15 protein-coding genes are annotated in these 15,865 nt (G+C 69.2%); 13 read left to right on the top strand and 2 right to left on the bottom strand.

Annotation, left to right across the window (positions count from 1 at the left end):
• Positions 1–127 precede the first annotated feature (127 nt).
• Positions 128–1,063 (top strand): MBL fold metallo-hydrolase, encoded by a 936-nt coding sequence (locus tag AC1DW3_RS10900; protein WP_477931303.1) that lies wholly within the window; start codon positions 128–130, stop codon positions 1,061–1,063.
• A gap of 162 nt (positions 1,064–1,225) precedes the next feature.
• Here AC1DW3_RS10900 and AC1DW3_RS10895 read toward each other — a convergent pair whose 3' ends face one another.
• On the bottom strand, positions 1,226–2,383 hold the full coding sequence (locus AC1DW3_RS10895) for an AI-2E family transporter (protein ID WP_477931302.1): 1,158 nt from the start codon (positions 2,381–2,383) through the stop codon (positions 1,226–1,228).
• A 127-nt stretch (positions 2,384–2,510) separates the two neighbouring features.
• Between AC1DW3_RS10895 and AC1DW3_RS10890 the strand changes: the two genes are divergently transcribed.
• Positions 2,511–3,386, top strand: a complete 876-nt coding sequence (locus AC1DW3_RS10890) for a YihY/virulence factor BrkB family protein (protein WP_477931300.1) — start codon at positions 2,511–2,513, stop codon at positions 3,384–3,386.
• Here the strand turns inward: AC1DW3_RS10890 and AC1DW3_RS10885 are convergent.
• Positions 3,352–3,873 (bottom strand): YgjV family protein, encoded by a 522-nt coding sequence (locus tag AC1DW3_RS10885; RefSeq protein WP_477931298.1) that lies wholly within the window; start codon positions 3,871–3,873, stop codon positions 3,352–3,354. The two genes, AC1DW3_RS10890 and AC1DW3_RS10885, sit on opposite strands and share 35 nt — an antisense overlap.
• 231 nt (positions 3,874–4,104) lie before the next feature.
• Here AC1DW3_RS10885 and AC1DW3_RS10880 point away from each other — a divergent pair, with 231 nt between their 5' ends.
• From AC1DW3_RS10880 to AC1DW3_RS10830, 11 genes are all read left to right on the top strand, one after another.
• Positions 4,105–4,737, top strand: a complete 633-nt coding sequence (locus AC1DW3_RS10880; RefSeq protein WP_477931297.1) for a PEP-CTERM sorting domain-containing protein — start codon at positions 4,105–4,107, stop codon at positions 4,735–4,737.
• Between the two features lie 11 nt (positions 4,738–4,748).
• Positions 4,749–6,797, top strand: a complete 2,049-nt coding sequence (locus AC1DW3_RS10875) for a hypothetical protein (RefSeq protein WP_477931295.1) — start codon at positions 4,749–4,751, stop codon at positions 6,795–6,797.
• Between the two features lie 3 nt (positions 6,798–6,800).
• Entirely contained in the window at positions 6,801–7,568 is a 768-nt protein-coding gene (locus AC1DW3_RS10870) for a hypothetical protein (protein WP_477931294.1), read from the top strand.
• Positions 7,569–7,765: 197 nt separating this feature from the next.
• Positions 7,766–8,620, top strand: a complete 855-nt coding sequence (locus tag AC1DW3_RS10865; protein WP_477931292.1) for a GntR family transcriptional regulator — start codon at positions 7,766–7,768, stop codon at positions 8,618–8,620.
• Positions 8,617–10,344, top strand: coding sequence for a fumarate reductase/succinate dehydrogenase flavoprotein subunit (locus tag AC1DW3_RS10860; RefSeq protein ID WP_477931290.1), 1,728 nt, complete (start codon positions 8,617–8,619; stop codon positions 10,342–10,344). Before AC1DW3_RS10865 ends, AC1DW3_RS10860 begins: the two co-directional genes overlap by 4 nt.
• 23 nt (positions 10,345–10,367) lie before the next feature.
• Positions 10,368–10,616, top strand: a complete 249-nt coding sequence (locus AC1DW3_RS10855; protein WP_378990811.1) for a 4Fe-4S dicluster domain-containing protein — start codon at positions 10,368–10,370, stop codon at positions 10,614–10,616.
• 10 nt (positions 10,617–10,626) lie between these two features.
• Positions 10,627–12,018 carry an ABC transporter substrate-binding protein gene (locus AC1DW3_RS10850; protein ID WP_477931288.1) on the top strand — a complete coding sequence of 464 codons (1,392 nt, stop codon included), beginning with the start codon at positions 10,627–10,629 and terminating at the stop codon, positions 12,016–12,018.
• Positions 12,019–12,022: 4 nt separating this feature from the next.
• On the top strand, positions 12,023–12,847 hold the full coding sequence (locus tag AC1DW3_RS10845) for an ABC transporter permease (RefSeq protein WP_477931286.1): 825 nt from the start codon (positions 12,023–12,025) through the stop codon (positions 12,845–12,847).
• Positions 12,844–13,665, top strand: a complete 822-nt coding sequence (locus AC1DW3_RS10840) for an ABC transporter ATP-binding protein (protein WP_477931284.1) — start codon at positions 12,844–12,846, stop codon at positions 13,663–13,665. Before AC1DW3_RS10845 ends, AC1DW3_RS10840 begins: the two co-directional genes overlap by 4 nt.
• 6 nt (positions 13,666–13,671) lie before the next feature.
• On the top strand, positions 13,672–14,649 hold the full coding sequence (locus tag AC1DW3_RS10835; RefSeq protein WP_477931283.1) for a HEAT repeat domain-containing protein: 978 nt from the start codon (positions 13,672–13,674) through the stop codon (positions 14,647–14,649).
• Positions 14,646–15,032 (top strand): DUF971 domain-containing protein, encoded by a 387-nt coding sequence (locus AC1DW3_RS10830; protein WP_477931281.1) that lies wholly within the window; start codon positions 14,646–14,648, stop codon positions 15,030–15,032. The genes AC1DW3_RS10835 and AC1DW3_RS10830 overlap by 4 nt, the downstream gene beginning before the upstream one ends.
• The last annotated feature ends 833 nt before the right edge of the window (positions 15,033–15,865 follow it).

Below are 15,865 nucleotides of genomic sequence, written 5' to 3'. Positions count from 1 at the left end.
CGTCCGGATTCCAGGCATCCGCGCCGCCATGTGCTGTCCAGGATGCAGACAACATCCCTGGGGGCTGCAAGGCCGTCGAGGCGCCGCTATCCTGCGCCGCTTCCTCAAAATCCCCCGGAGACCCACCATGCTAAAGCGTCTGCTCCCCGCCGCCATCGCCCTCGGTTTCAGCGCCACCGCCCTCGCCGCCGGCCCGCAGCTCAAGGGCCAGGCGCCCGGCTGGTACCGCATGCAGCTCGGCGATTTCGAGGTCACGGCCCTGTCCGACGGCACGCTGGACCTGCCCGTCGACAAGCTGCTGCAGCAACCCGTGCCCAACACGGTCAAGGCCCTGCAGCACGCCTACCTCGGCGTGCCGCTGGAGACATCCTTCAACGCCTACCTGATCAACACCGGGGCCAAGATCGTCCTCGTCGATACCGGCGCCGCGGGCCAGTTCGGCCCGACGTTGGGCCGCGTACTGGCCAATCTCAAGGCTGCGGGCTATGCGCCTGAGCAGGTCGACGAAGTGGTCATCACGCATATGCACAGCGACCACATCGGCGGCACTGCCGTCGACGGCAAGGCCAACTTCCCGAACGCGACGCTGCGCGTGGACAAGCGCGACGCCGACTTCTGGCTGGCACCCGAGCAGGTGGCCAAGGGCGACGGTGCCAAGGCTATCGCCGCCAACGTGAAGGCTTATGCCGACGCGGGCCGCTTCAAGCCCTTCGAGGGCAGCGCCGCCGGCGTCGAGATCGTGCCCGGCGTGAAAGCCTATCCGGCCTATGGCCACACGCCCGGCCACAGCAACTACGTCGCCGAGAGCAAGGGCCAGAAGATGATGTTCTGGGGCGACCTGATGCACGTCGCCGCCGTGCAATTCCCCGAGCCGGCCGTGACGATGAGCTTCGACTCCGACCCCAAGGCCGCTGCGCCGGCACGCGAGAAGGCCTATGCGGCGGCCGCCAAGGACGGCTACTACGTGGCCGTGACGCATGTGTCCTTCCCCGGCATCGGCAAGCTGCGCGCCGACGGCAAGGGCTATGACTGGCTGCCGGTGAACTACAGCGCTAACCGCTGAACTTTCGCCCGGGCTGCCGGCTTGCGGGCCGAGCGCCGGGCCGCTCCCTAGCCGGCCCGCGCTGGCGATGTGCTTGCGGCTCAATGCCGCAAGCATCGCCGTCCCCGCGGGGGACCGACCAGCCTCGCGCGCGTTCAGCGACGCGAGGCTGGGCGAGGGGCTTCAGTCCCCCAGCAGCTCGCCGATGGGCTGCAGCCCATCCACACGGTCGCACACCGCCTTGGTGCTGGCCAGGATGGGCACGCCCAGCAGCAGGCCCGGCAGGCCCCACAACCAGCCGAAGCCCAGCACGCCGATGAACACGACAACGGGGTTCATGCGGCTGCTGCGGCTGCTCAGCCACGGCATCAGCAGGTTGCCTGACAGCGTGTGCACGCCCAGCGCGATGCCTGCCACGAGCAGCGCCATGTCCGCGCTGCCGAACTGCACGAAGCTCATCAAGCCCGCGGTGCTGGTCAGCGTGGCGGCGCCGATATAGGGTATGAAGTCCAGTGTGAAGGCCACCACGCCCCAGACGGCGGCATGCTCCATGCCCACGAGCGTGAAGGACAGCCAGATCGTCAAGCCGACTGCGGCGCTGGTGATCACCTGCACGATCAGATAGCCCTGAATCTGCGAGCCGATCTCGTCCAGCGTCTGGACCGTCAACCGCCGCTTGGCAAAGGTGGGGCCGGCCAGGTGCACCAGCTTGCGCCGGAAGGTGTCGCCCGAGGCGAGCAGGAAGAAGGCGATGAACACCACCACCAAGATCGAGCCGAGCAAGGCCAGCAAGCCCACCGTGCCGCTCAGCAGGTAGTCGTGCAGGTTGAAGCGGGGGCGCTCGACGATGACGCGGGTGATGCCGCGAGGGCTGGCGGCAGGGGCGGTCGCGCTGGCCTCAGCCGCCTGTTCCAGCTGGGTTGCCGCCTTCTGCACCTGCGCCAGCGGGTTCACGCCGGGCCGGCGCTCCGCCATCGCCGCGCGCACCTTCTCGGCGGCCACGGGCAAGGCTTCAAGCAGCTTGCTGGCGTCATCGGAAAGCGCATAGCTCGTCCAGCCGACGCCGCCTACAAGGCCCAACAGCAGCGCCGCCGCCGCCAGCGCCCGGGGCAGCCGCAGCCGTTGCAGCCGGTCGACCAAGGGGTTCAGGGCATAGCTCAGCATCACGCCGAGCAGCACCGGCACGAAGAACGCGCCGGCCACATGCAAGGCGGCCAGCGCCGCCACCAGCGCGATCAAGGCGAGCGAAAAGCTGCGGATGTCGACGGGCATGTGCAGGCGCATCGGTTCGCCGGCGGGCGTAGGCGTGGGCGTGTCGATGCTGGAGGGAAGTGCGCTCATGGCATGGCAGCGTACGCGCTGTTACACGGCCATGCACTCGCACTTGGGTGCTTCGAGGCGCCGTCTGACAGGGGGGCGTTGTGCACACCGACAAGCCGCGACCGCTGCGGTGGCCGACCCTGTTGACATGTATCTCTTCACCCACAGGTTTGCCCGCCAGACCGCCCGCGTGCTGCACAACCCCTGGGGCTTTGCATGGCAGACGCTGAAGGCCTTTCGCGCCAACCAAGGCCTGCTGCTGGCCGGTGCGGTGGCCTATTACGCGCTGCTGTCCATCGTGCCGCTGATGATCCTCAGCGTCATCGCGCTGTCCCACTGGGTCGGGCAGGCCTCGCTGCTGCAGACGGTGGGCCGCTATCTGGAATGGCTGGTGCCGGGCCAGTCGGTGGCCATCGTGGCCGAGCTGGCGCGCTTCCTGGCTCACCGTGAAGTGATGGGCTGGGTGCTGCTGGTCAGCATGCTGTTCTTCAGCTCGCTGGCCTTCTCGGTGCTCGAGGGGGCGATGTCGGTGATCTTTCATCACCGGCACAAGCTGCGCCGGCGGCACGCGCTGATGTCGGCGCTGATCCCCTACGTCTACATCCTCTGCCTGAGCCTGGGCCTGCTGCTGGTGACGCTGGTGGCCGGCCGCTTCCAGGCCCTGGGCCAGCGCGAGGTGGAGTTCCTGGGCCTGAGCTGGTCGCTGCACGGCGTGTCGGGGGCGATGCTCTATCTGCTGGGCTTTGCCGGCGAGGTCTTCGTGCTGGCCTCGGTCTATATGGTCATGCCCGCGGGCCGGCCCTCGCTGCCGCTGGCCCTGATCGGCGCGCTGGCCGCGGCCCTGCTGTGGGAGCTGTCGCGCCACGTGCTGGTCTGGTACTTCGGCACGCTGTCGCAGATCGGCACCGTCTACGGCTCTCTCACCACGGCAATAGCCGTGCTGCTGAGCCTGGAGATCGGCGCCACGCTGCTGCTGTTCGGCGCCCAGGTCATTGCGGAGTTCGAGCGGCTCGGCGAGCCTTGATCATCCGCATGATGGTTGTGAGATTGATGACCGCGATGACGACCTCCAGCGCCGTGCCGCCGATGGAGCCGACGATCAGGTTGTTGGCGATCCACAGCGCCGTGCCGCACATCATCAGCAGCCGCATCGGCACGCCCTGCAGCGTGAACAGTGCGATGGTGCCGAGGCAGGACGCGCCCAGCGGCAGCCAGTCACTGGGCCGCTGCGCGATGGCGAGGCCGAAGCCGATATTGGCCGCAACGACGCCCACCGCCACCCACCGGGAGCGCGTGTACAGCGACAGCAGGGAGCGCAGCATCGACAGCGACGAGCTGGCCACCGCCGTCGGGTTGCCCAGCAGCGCGAAGTGGGCGATGTAGGCGACGCACTCGCCCGTCATGAACCACTTGAAGCGCCGGTCGTCGGTCTGCAGGAAACAGGCGACGCCGAGCACGAAGGCGAGATAACCCAGCGCTTGAGCGGGAGAAAACCAGTCGGTGGCGAACATGCGGGTGGTCGTTGACCCCCTGGAATTAGGGAGGCGTCTCGGCAAGGCCTGGATTGTCCCGCTGACGCCAGGAAAGCCCGCCTTCGCGAGCGACGGGGTGGCATTCCCGGTGGTTATGCGGCCCGCTCGAATTGGCAGAGGCGACGCCGGACTAACCCGATGGTCGCTGCACAGCCGTTTGCGGACCATCCGACCCGCCTCCAGCTCACGCGACGCCGTCGCCCTCGCCCCATGACCAAGAAGACGCTGATTGCCGTCCTGGCAATAACTGGTTTGTTGATCGGTGCACCGGCACGTGCCGAGCTGCAGTCGCGCGCCAACGGCAGCATGGTCTACGACACGCAGACCCACCTCACGTGGCTGGTGGACGCGAGCGCCGGCGGGCTGCTCACCCAGGCCGACGCGGCGCAGTGGGCGGCGTCGCTGAGCTTCGGCGGCGTCGACGACTGGCGCCTGCCCGCCGTGCTGCCGGTCAATGGCAGTGCGCTGCAGCTGGACTATTCGGAGGACGGCTCGACCGATGTCGGCCTCAACAACGCGGGCTTCAACAGCGAGCTGGGCCGGCTCTTCTACGTCAGCCTCGGCAACACGTCCACGGGCCTCACCCATGCCGGCCCCTTCAGCGGCCTCGTCGATGCCAACAACGCCGTCGGCCCGGTGTTCTGGACCGGCACGGCCACCGATCCCGGCTGGGGCCTGAGCTTCTTCATGGGCATGGGCCTGCAGGACCAGCTCGCCACGGACACCCTGGCCCAGGCCTGGGCTGTGCGGGTGGGCGACGTGGCAGCCGTGCCCGAGCCCGGCAGCGTGGCCCTGCTGCTGGCAGGCCTGGTGGCCATCGCGGCCCGCCGTCGTTCGCGCTGAGGAGAGCCGCCATGAGAACCCTTGCCCTCATCGCCCTGTGCCTTGGCTTTGCTTCCCAGGCCCAGGCGGCCTACACCCCCACGCCCAATGACTGGGCCTGCACCAACAAGGTCGGCGGCACCTGGACGCATGGCCGCGCGCCGTCGGGCTGCGATGCCAATGCCTTCGGCCCCGACAGCTTCGTGCGTGGCAACTACAGCGGCACCATCTTCAATGACGCATCGGCCAGCCTCGTCGACGAGCGCAAGCGCTATATGCAGGCGATGTACCCCGTCATCCGCGACGCGAGCGAGCGCTATCTGCGCTCGCGCAAGCCGGGCGTGTCGGCGCGCGAGCTGGAGGCCTTCCAGCGCGGTACCTTCGCGACGCTGCGCCAGGAGACCTTCTGGTCCCACTACCGCGATGCGCAGCTCGCCGCCGGCCAGCCCTACACGCTGAAGATGATGCGCGGCGACAGCGGCCATGGCCACGGAATGATGCAGGTCGACGACCGCTATCACTTCGTCCAGCTCCAGCAGGGCAAGGGCTGGAACATGATGCAGAACTTCACCTACGCGATCGACATCTACTACGCCGCGTGGGAGGCCGCGCCCGCGTCCTGCCTGGGTGGCGTGACGGCGCCGACCGGCACCACGGCCGAGGTTGACGAGTACTGGCGTGGCCGCGCGCGCTCGGCCTGGTCGGCCTACAACGGCGGGCCCACCAAGGTCTGCCGCTGGCAGAACGCGTCGGACGTCAACGTCGCCAAGGACAACGGCTACCGCGACAACTACGACGCCCGCCTGTGGCTGACCGACGTGGCCGACCTCGGCAAGGCCGCCGGCATCGACGTGGCCTGCCTGATGGACGACGGCCCGCAATGCCCCGTGCCGGTGGGCGGCAACGTCGAGGCCGGCAAGCTGCTGCAGGTCGGCAGCGCGGCCTGCGTGCTCAATGGCAGCACGCTGGAATGCGTGGACGATGTGCGCGACGCCGCCTGCCTGGCCGGCCGCGCGAACTTCGACGACGCCAGCATCACCCAGGTCTATGTGGCGCAGACAGCCAACTACGCCCGCATCGACCACAACCGCCACCAGCTCTGCCGCGCCCAGGTGCCGGGCCTGCAGTCGCTCGCCAGCGCCATCGCGACGCTGCAGCCGCTGGCGCTGCGCTCGGCACCCAACGGCATGGTGCTGGGCCAGGCGGCGGCGGGCACTTATCAGGTGCTGGACTTCATGGTCAGCGGCGCGCAGCAGCAGACGCGGCTGTACCGCATCCGCGCCCTCGTCAACGGCGTGCTGACCGATGGCTGGATAGACGCCGGCACTGCCGCCACGCAGGCCTCGCTGGCCGTGGGCGCGGCGCCTTCAGGGGCCGGCGCCATTGCCTATGCGGGCGACTGGGTCAAGGTCGTGCCCAACCTCAATATGCGCGCCACGCCGGGCGGCGCCCTGCTGGTGGCCATCCCGGCCAACACGGCCGTGCAGGTCAAGGAGGTGTTCGGCACCGCATCGGCCAACAACCTCTACTACCGCGTCGAGTATCTGCACAACGACGGCGTGCTGCGCGAGGGCTGGATCTTTGCCGGCAACCTCTACCCCGCGTCGACGCTGGCGAGCTGGGCCCTGCCGACGGCAGCGCCGTCGGCACAGAAGCACGCCCATTGCCCCAACGGCACGCGCTACGACAACCACCWGCGCCAGTGCATGAGCGCGAGCCAGACCTATGGGCCCTTCACCGCCGCGGCGACGCAGGCCTGCGTGGACGGCGGCGGTGGCGCGGTCTGCGCGGCCAACCGCGCGACGGTCGTCGATGGCGTCGCGCTGGCCCTGCCGATCTGGAGCAAGGCCCTGGCGGCCGCCGCCACGGGCAATGGCGACTGCCCGCGCGGCGCCGCGCGCTCCCTGGCCCACCGCTTCCATTGCACGGAGGCCGTCACCCGCAATGGCGCGGCCGAGATCGATGTCTACGGTCCCTTCGGCACGGCCCTCGTCAACGCCTGCCTGGCGCGCTCCGGCAATGCGGCCTGGTGCCGGACCAATCGCTGGCCGGCGGCCGCTTTCCTGGCCTTGCAGCCCTGAGCTATGAAGGCGAAGCTGGCTCTGGCCGCTGCCACGGCGGCGGTCGTCGCAGGACTGTGGTGGGCGCAGGACGACGATTCCGCACCCACCACGGTGGCGGCCGCACCGGTACCGCGGGCCCTGCAGCCCCCGTCTCCGGCCAGCGCCTCGCCCACGTCGCCGCCGACCGTTCGCGATATCGAAGCGGCCGCGGTGGCGTCGCTCACCACGGCAGCGCCGGCCCAGGCCCTGCGCACGCTGACCCAGTGCCATGCCGCCAACAGTTGCCGGCTGACGCGTGGCGAAGGCATGGACGAGCATTTCGAGGTCGTGCGCCTGTTGCTGGAGCAGCTGGACCGGCTCGCCGCTCATGGCAGCCCCGCCGAGCAGGCCGCCTGGGCCCGCGAACTGCTGGCCTTCCCAGACGGCCATGTGCAGGCCGCGGCGCTGGCCCTCGCCGCCCGGCTGCCGCCGTCCGCGGAGACGACGGCCGCGGCGGTCGCAGCCCTGGGCAAGACCTATGACGCCGTGCTGCTCGGCAAGGCCTACCCGGTGCTGCAGCAGTGGCAGCAACTGGGTTTGAGCAGCGGCTTCGACGACATGTTCATCGGCCTCGTGCACACCGGCGGATGGCAGGCGGCCCAGTCGGTGGCCGACAACATCCGGCCTTTCCTGAACGCCGGCAATGTCGCGCGTTTCGAGCAGGTCGTCGGCCAGCTGCAACCCGGCACACGTCAGCAATCGCTGCAGCGGGCGCTGCGCGACTACCAGTTGCAACGCCAGGGCGGCTGAGCGCTGTTGAAAAATCAACAGCCAGCTGTTGATGGCGCAGCAGTCTGTTGATTTATAGGCACCGCGGCGAGTTGGCTGGCGCCTGCCAGAAGCCCCTGTCTTCATAGGAGAAACGGCGCCAATCCGGGGTGCCGAATGCACCCGGCACAGCGCTTGCGATGAGAGCACCTGACATGACAGGTCAGGCCCCCTCTCCCATGCTTGTTTTTCCCACCCGCGCTGACGCCCCGCTGCACCACGGCCCGGCTGCCGTGCGGCTGTACAGCCGCATCCGCGAGGACATCCGCGCCCGCATCGTCAGCGGCGCCTGGCAGCCGCACGACCGCCTGCCGTCCGAGAGCGAGCTGATGGGCCTGTACGGCGTCAGCCGCATCACCGTGCGCCAGGCGCTGGGCGACCTGCAGAAGGAGCGCGTCATCTTCAAGGTGGCGGGCAAGGGCAGCTTCGTGTCGCCCCTCAAGCCCTTCCAGGAACTGGGCCGGCTGCAAGGCTTTGCCGAGGCCATGGGCGCGCTGGGGCACGACACCTACAACCGCCTGCTGGCTGTGAGCACGGTGCCCGCGACCGAGGAAGTCGCCCAGCGCCTGCAGCTTGCAATGAACGAGCCCGTCACCGAGATCCGCCGCGTTCGCCACGTCGGCTCGCAGCCGGTGTCGCTGGACCTGACCTGGCTGCCGCTCGCCCTGGGCCAGCGCGTGGCCCGCGAGGACCTGGCGGTACGCGACATCTTCGGCATCCTCGAAGCCGACTGCGCCGCGCCGCTCGGTCACGCCGACCTCGTCATGGACGCCCAGCTTGCCGACGCCGAACAGGCCGCACTCCTTGGCGTGGAGCGCGGCGCGCCGCTGCTGCACATCGAACGCCTCACCCACGGCCGCGACGGCCGGCCGCTCGACTACGAGCACCTCTATTGCCGCGCCGACAACTTCCAGTACCGGCTGCGCCTGCAGCGCAGTCCCGATTCAACAACAGCCCCCACGCTCGCTTCGCTCACTGCCCCCCGAGGGGGCGCGTCAGCGGTTTCGGGCGGCCGGGCACCACTGACGACATGAACCTCATAGAAACCGAAGTCGACGTCCTCGTCATCGGCGGCGGCACCGCCGGACCGATGGCGGCCGTCAAGGCCAAGCAGGCCAACCCCGCCTTGCGCGTGCTGCTGCTGGAGAAGGCCAACGTCAAGCGCAGCGGCGCCATCAGCATGGGCATGGACGGCCTCAACAACGCCGTGCTGCCCGGCCACGCCACGCCCGAGCAGTACGTGCGCGAGATCACCGTCGCCAACGACGGCATCGTCAACCAGAAGGCCGTGATGGCCTATGCGGCCAACAGCCACGCGATGGTGGAGGAGCTGGACCGCTGGGGCGTCAAGTTCGAGAAGGACGAGACCGGCGACTATGCCGTCAAGAAGGTCCACCACATGGGCAGCTATGTGCTGCCCATGCCCGAAGGCCACGACATCAAGAAGGTGCTCTACCGCCAGCTCAAGCGCACGCGCGTCGAGATCACCAACCGCCTCGTCGCCACGCGCCTGCTGACGCACGAGGGCCGCATTGCCGGTGCGATGGCTTTCGACTGCCGCACGGCCGACTTCCACGTCATCCGCGCCAAGTCCGTCGTGCTCAGCTGCGGCGCCGCCGGGCGCCTGGGCCTGCCGGCCAGCGGCTACTTGTTCGGCACCTACGAGAACCCGACCAACGCGGGCGATGGCTACTCCATGGCTTATCACGCGGGCGCGGAGCTGTCGGGCATCGAGTGCTTCCAGATCAACCCGCTGATCAAGGACTACAACGGCCCGGCGTGTGCGTATGTGACCGGGCCCTTCGGCGGCTACACGACCAATGCCCAGGGCCAGCGCTTCATCGAGTGCGACTACTGGTCGGGCCAGATGATGTGGGAGTTCTACCGCGAGCTGCAGGGCGGCAACGGCCCGGTGTTCCTGAAGCTGGACCATCTGGCCGAGGAAACGATTCAACAGATCGAGACCATCCTGCACACCAACGAGCGGCCCAGCCGCGGGCGCTTCCACGCCGGCCGCGGCACCGACTACCGCGAGCGCATGGTCGAGATGCACATCTCCGAGATCGGCCTGTGCAGCGGCCATTCGGCCTCGGGCGTGTGGGTCAACGAGCACGCGCAGACGACGGTGGCCGGCCTGCACGCCGCGGGCGACATGGCCAGCGTGCCGCACAACTACATGCTGGGCGCCTTCGTCTACGGCAAGTTGGCGGGAGAGAGCAGCGCCGCCTTCTGCGCTGCCAATGACTTCGCGCCGGTCGATGCCGGCCAGGTGGAAGCCGAGCGTCAACGTGTCCAGGCGCCGCTGCTGCGTGACAAGGGCCTGCCGCCCAACCAGGTCGAGTTCAAGCTGCGCCGCATGGTCAACGACTACCTGCAGCCGCCCAAGGTCACCAAGAAGATGGAGATCGGGCTGGAGCGCTTCGAGGCCATCCGCGAAGACCTCGACCAGTTGCAGGCCCGCGACCCGCACGAGCTGATGCGAGCCATGGAAGTGCACTTCATCCGCGACTGCGCCGAGATGGCCGCACGCGCGTCGCTGTTCCGCACCGAGAGCCGCTGGGGCCTTTACCACGCACGGGTCGACTACCCCGAGCGCAACGACGCGGACTGGATGGTCCACGCCCAGCTGCACAAGGACACGCACGGCCGCATGGCCTGCTTCAAGCGCGCCATCGAGCCCTACATCGTCCCCATCGCCCAGGCCGACAGCTCGGCCTATGCACGGCTGCGCATTCCGGCCGAAACCGTGCCCGCTTGAAAGACCACCCCATGAGCATCGCCATGACCACCCCGATCCGCCCGCAGGCGCTGACGCCCTCGCAAGTGCCCGTCACCGTCGACGCCGACAAGTGCATCGCCCACAAGGGCTGCACCGTCTGTGTGGATGTCTGCCCCCTCGACGTGCTGGCCATCGACCTCAGCAAGGGCACGGCCTATATGAAGTTCGACGAGTGCTGGTACTGCATGCCCTGCGAGAAGGACTGTCCCACCGGCGCCGTCCACGTCGAGATCCCCTACCTCCTCCGCTGAACTGACTGTCATGAAGAAACTCGCTCTCCTGGCCCTGTCTCTCGCGCTGGCCTCGGCGCAGGCAGAAACGATTCGCGTCGCCATCGGCACGCAGGACACGACGATCAACTGCGCCACCGGCGGCCTGCTGATCCGTGAACTCAAGCTGCTGGAGAAATACCTGCCCAAGGACGGCAAGTACAAGGGTGTCACCTACGACATCCAGTGGAAGAACTTCACCTCCGGCGCGCCGCTGACCAACGAGATGGTGGCCGACAAGCTGGACATCGGCTCCATGGCCGACTTCCCCGGCTCCAACAACGGCGCGGCCTTCCTGAAGGCCGGCAAGCAGAGCCTCTTCCTGACCGTGCTGTCGGGCAGCACACTGGGCAGCGGCAACGGCGTCGTGGTCCCGAAGCAGTCCACCATCACGTCGCTGTCCGAGCTGAAGGGCCGCACGATCTCGGTCCCGTTCGCGTCGACCTCGCACGGCATGCTGCTGCGCGCCATCGCGTCCCAGGGCTGGGACCCGCAGAAGGACGTCAACATCATCACGCAGGCGCCTGAAGTGGCGGGGCCGGCGCTGCAGGCCAACAAGATCGAGGCCCACGCCGACTTCGTGCCCTTCGTCGAGCTCTTCGAGCACCGCGGCATCGCGCGCAAGATCTATGACGGCGCCCAGGCCAATGCGCCGACGTATCACGGCTCGCTCGTCGCGGCCGACTACGCGAAGAAGTACCCCGAGATCGTCGTCGCCTTCCTGCGCGCCGCGTTGGAGGCCGACAAGCTCATCGCCGCCGAGCCCGAGAAGTACAGCGAGCTGATCGAGAAGGTCACCGGCATCGAGGCCGCGGTGAACTATCTGTACCACGGGCCTCTCGGCCTGCAGACCCGCGACAACACCTGGAAGCCCGAGTACCGCAAGGCCCTGGCCACCTCCATCGAGACGCTGAAGCTGATGGGCCGCGAATCACCGCTGAAGGCCGAGACCTTCATCGACGACCAATACATCCGCGCCGCCTTCAAGGCCTCCGGCATCGACTACGAAGCCAAGCTGAAGAACTACGACAAGCTGGCGCTGAAGGCCAATGACGCCGTCACCGGCAAGCCCATCACCGACTTCCAGCGCGTGGCCGGCATCTGGCTGGTGGGAGAACCCAAGGTGCGCCACTACGCCACCATCGAGGGCGCGTTGGCCGATCTGCGCAAGCTGGAAGCCGAAGGCAAGAAGGCCCGCGGCATCTATGTGCATGACCTCGTGCACCGCATCAAGCTGCTGGCGCCCAATGCGTCCTTCGTTGCCGATGCGAATGGTCAGCTGAGCGCCTTCCTGCAGAAAGACGCCGCCAACGCCTATGCCGCCGCGGTGAAGGGCAAGGCGCTGGACTTTGCCGGCGCCCAGGCGGCTGCCAAGGCGCGGTGATGCCATGAGCGCCGTCCTGCCCGCGCCCGCTCAGGTCGCACCTCGCCCGATCTGGTGGCCGTCGTTGACGCGGCTCACGCTGCAACTGCTATCCCTCGCCGGTTGCCTGCTGGCCTGGCAACTGGCCTGCGCCTGGCGCCTGCACCTCGGTTTCGTCACCTTCGCCAACACGCCCAGGCCGGCCGAGGTGTTGGAGGCCGCCTGGCAATTGGCGCAGTCGCCCAAGCTGTGGCCGCATCTGTCCAGCAGCCTGCTGCGCGTCGGCGCCGGCTTTGGCCTGGCGGCCGTGCTGGGAGTGGGACTGGGTCTGCTGATCGGCCGCTTGCCACTGGCCAACCGCCTGTTGCTGCCGCCGCTGGAGGTGCTGCGCCCCATCCCTGCCGTCGCTTGGATTCCGCTCTCCATCCTGATGTTCCCCTCGTCCGAGGGCAGCATGATCTTCATCACCTTCGTCGGCGCGCTCTTCCCCATCCTGCTCAACACCATCCATGGTGTCGAAGGCGTGGACGCCCGCCTGATCGCCTCGGCCCGCGGCCTGGGCACGAAGGGCTGGCGGCTCTTCACCGAGGTCGTCGCGCCGGGTGCGGCGCCCAGCATCGTGACCGGCCTTTCCATCGGCATGGGCACCTGCTGGTTCTGCCTCGTCACGGCCGAAATGATCGCCGGCCAGTACGGCATCGGCTACTACACCTGGGAGAGCTACACGGTGCAGGCTTATCCCAACATCGTTGTCGGCATGTTGGTCATCGGCGCGCTGGGCATGGGCAGCAGTGCCGTCATCACCTGGCTGGGCGCGCGGCTGATGCCCTGGCAGGGAGGCAAGCGATGAACGGACGCATCACCGTCGAGCACCTGTCGATCGAACTCGGCGAAGGCGCGGCGCGCTTCGAGGTGCTGCGCGATCTGTCGGTCACCATCGAGCCGGGCGAGTTCGTCTGCCTGCTCGGCCCCTCGGGCTGCGGCAAGTCCACCTTGCTGGGCGCACTGGCCGGCCATCTGTCGCCCTCGCATGGCCGGCTGAGCCTGGACGGCGAGCCCATCACCGGCCCCGATCCCGACCGTGGCCTCGTCTTCCAGCAGCACACGCTGTTCCCGTGGAAGACCGTGCTCGACAACGTTGGCTACGGCCTGAAGATGAAGGGCGTGCCGCGCGCCGAGCGCGAGCAGCGCGCTCACGAGCTGCTGCAGCTCGTCGGCCTGCAAGGCTTCGAGCGCCGCTATCCGCGCGAGCTGTCGGGCGGCATGCAGCAGCGTGTGGAGATCGCTCGCGTGCTCATCAACCACCCGCGCGTGCTGCTGATGGACGAGCCCTTCGGCGCGCTGGATGCACTCACCCGCAGCCGCATGCAGGAGCTGTTGCTGGCGCTGTGGGCGCGCATGCGCACCACCGTCGTGTTCGTCACCCACGACATCGATGAAGCCCTCTTCCTCGCCGACCGCGTCCTCGTCATCGGCCCGCGCCCGGGCCGCATCGTCGAGGAGCTGAAGCTGGACTTCGCCCGCCCGCGCGACGCGGCCCTGCTGACCGAGCCCGCTTTCGTGCAGCTCAAGCGCCGCTGCCTGGCCCTGCTGCGCGAGGACGGCCACGCGCCGCCGCTGGAGCGGTTGACCCCCCTTGGTACGCCACGCTGGCGCTTTGCGAATTGACTCGACATGACCGACCTGATTGATCCCGACGCGCAGGAGCTGCTGCAACGACTGGCCGACCCCGACCCCGGCGTGCGCCGCGTCGCCGTGCTGGCGTTTGCCGACGTCGAGGACGAAGCCCTGCTGCCCGCCCTGGCCCAGCTGCTGCGCCGCGACCCCGACCCCACGCTGCGTGCCGAGGCGGCGCGGGCGCTCGCCGGCTGGGACGAGCCCGCCGTCGTCGATGCCCTGGCCGCTGCGCTGAGCGACACGCCCGAAGTCGCTTCCGCCGCCGCCCAGTCCCTCACGGAGCTGAAAGACCCGCGCTCCGGCGAAGGCCTGCTGGCCCATGCCGCCTCGCCCGACGCCTTCATCGGTGCCGCCGCCCTGCGCGCCCTGCGCGAACTGCGCGTGCCGGCTGCCGCCACGCCTGCGCTCGCGGCGCTGCAGCACGCCGATGCCAGCGTGCGCCGCGAAGCCGTCGCGGTGCTCGGCTGGCTGAAGCACGCGGCCGCCCTGCCGCTGTTGACCCGCGTCGTCATCGCCGACGCCGACACCGAAGTGCGCCGCGCCGCCGCCGGTGCGCTGGGCCTGGCCACGCCCGAGCAGGTGACCGCCGTTCAAGCCGCACTGTGCGAATCCCTGCAGGACGCCGCCTGGACCGTGCGCGAGGAAGCCGCTTCGACGCTGGGCAAGCTGCGCGCCGCGGCCGCCGCCACCGCACTGCGTGCGGCCATGGACGACGACTACTGGCAGGTGCGCCTGCGCGCTGCCCGGGCGCTGGGCCGTATTGCCGATGCGCAGGCCCTGCCGGTGCTGAGCCAGGCCCTCATCCACCCGGCAGGCAACCTGCGCAAGGAGGCGGCCATTGCGCTGGGCGACATCGGCGACGCGACCGCCGTGCCCGCACTGCAGGCGGCTGCCGCCGATCCCGACCCCGAGGTGCGCAAGGCCGTGCGCCTGTCGCTGCAGCGCTTGGGGGCAGCCACCGGAGTGGACCGATGAATGACCTGCCAGAAGCCGTCGACCTGACACCCACCGCGTTGCGCCTGCGCTGGCCCGACGGCGCCGCCGAACTGCCTGCCGCCCGCCTGCGCGCCATCTGCCGCTGCGGCGCCTGCCGAGCCCGGGCGCCGCAGGCCGCGCCTGTCCTGCTGGTGGACGCCGTGCCCGTGGGCCGCTATGCGCTTCAGCTCATCTTCAGCGACGGCCACGACCGCGGCATCTATCCCTGGGTCTGGTTGCGCGAGCTGTCGTCTGCCACGACCACCACCGCCGGCTTGGCCGGCCAGGCCCCGCCCGCACTGAACGCGGCCCAGGCCCAGCCCACCCAGCGCAGCAGCGACGCCGCCAGCCACAGCGCCCAGGCCAGCATCAGCACGCGGTAGAGCCAGACCGGCGCACTGAAGACCCAAGCGCCGGCCGTGTGATCAGTGAAACGGTCCGAGGTCCAGATCAGCACATGACTGCTCGACTGCGGCCCGGCGACCAGCAGGTCCGGGTAGCCGAGCAGGCCGGTGCGCAGCACGTCCAGCAAGGCGCCGATGGCGAACAGCGTCCAAAGCACCAGCAGCAGCTGCAAGAGGATGCGCAGCCAGCGCGCCGTGTTCGGCATGGCCAGCGTCCAGCGCCGGCGCGCTTCCAGCAGCGCGAACCAGCCGGCCAGCAGCACCAGCGCCCACAGCGACACCGGTGCCACGCCCAGGGCCAGGATCAGCCACGCCGGCCGCGCCATGACGCCGGGCAGGCCACGCGGGGCAAACCAGGCGAGCACCAGCACGACGACCAGCACGCCCCAGATCAACACGGCCGGCCCCATCAGCGGCCCGCCGACGGCGAGCACGATGCGGTCCTGCGGCACGTTCAGCATCAGCTCGTCATTGACGCCGGGCAGGCCCAGCGTCACGCCTTCGTGTCGCCACAGCGTCCCCATCCCGCCGGGCTCGCGCCAGAGCAGGTTCACGGACTGGTGACCGGGGGTCAACGGCAGGCTCAACGCGCCATCGCGCGGCTGCAAGGGCAGCACATTGCCATTGATGCGAACGGCGAGCAGCTCGGCACCGGCCGGCAGTTTCAGCACGTGAGGCCCGCCGAGGCTGGCGCGCAGGCTCAGGTCCAGGCCGACGTCGCTGCTGCGCTCTCCCGGCGAGATGGAGGTGCGGGCGCTGTCCAGCGTCAGGGTCTGGCCGGGCACGCCGGCGGGCTTGCTCACGGTCAGCTT

This window comes from Roseateles sp. P2_H4, assembly GCF_056403315.1.
The sequence above is the reverse complement of the archived record's forward strand: the minus strand, read 5'-3'. Positions and strand labels throughout refer to the sequence as shown.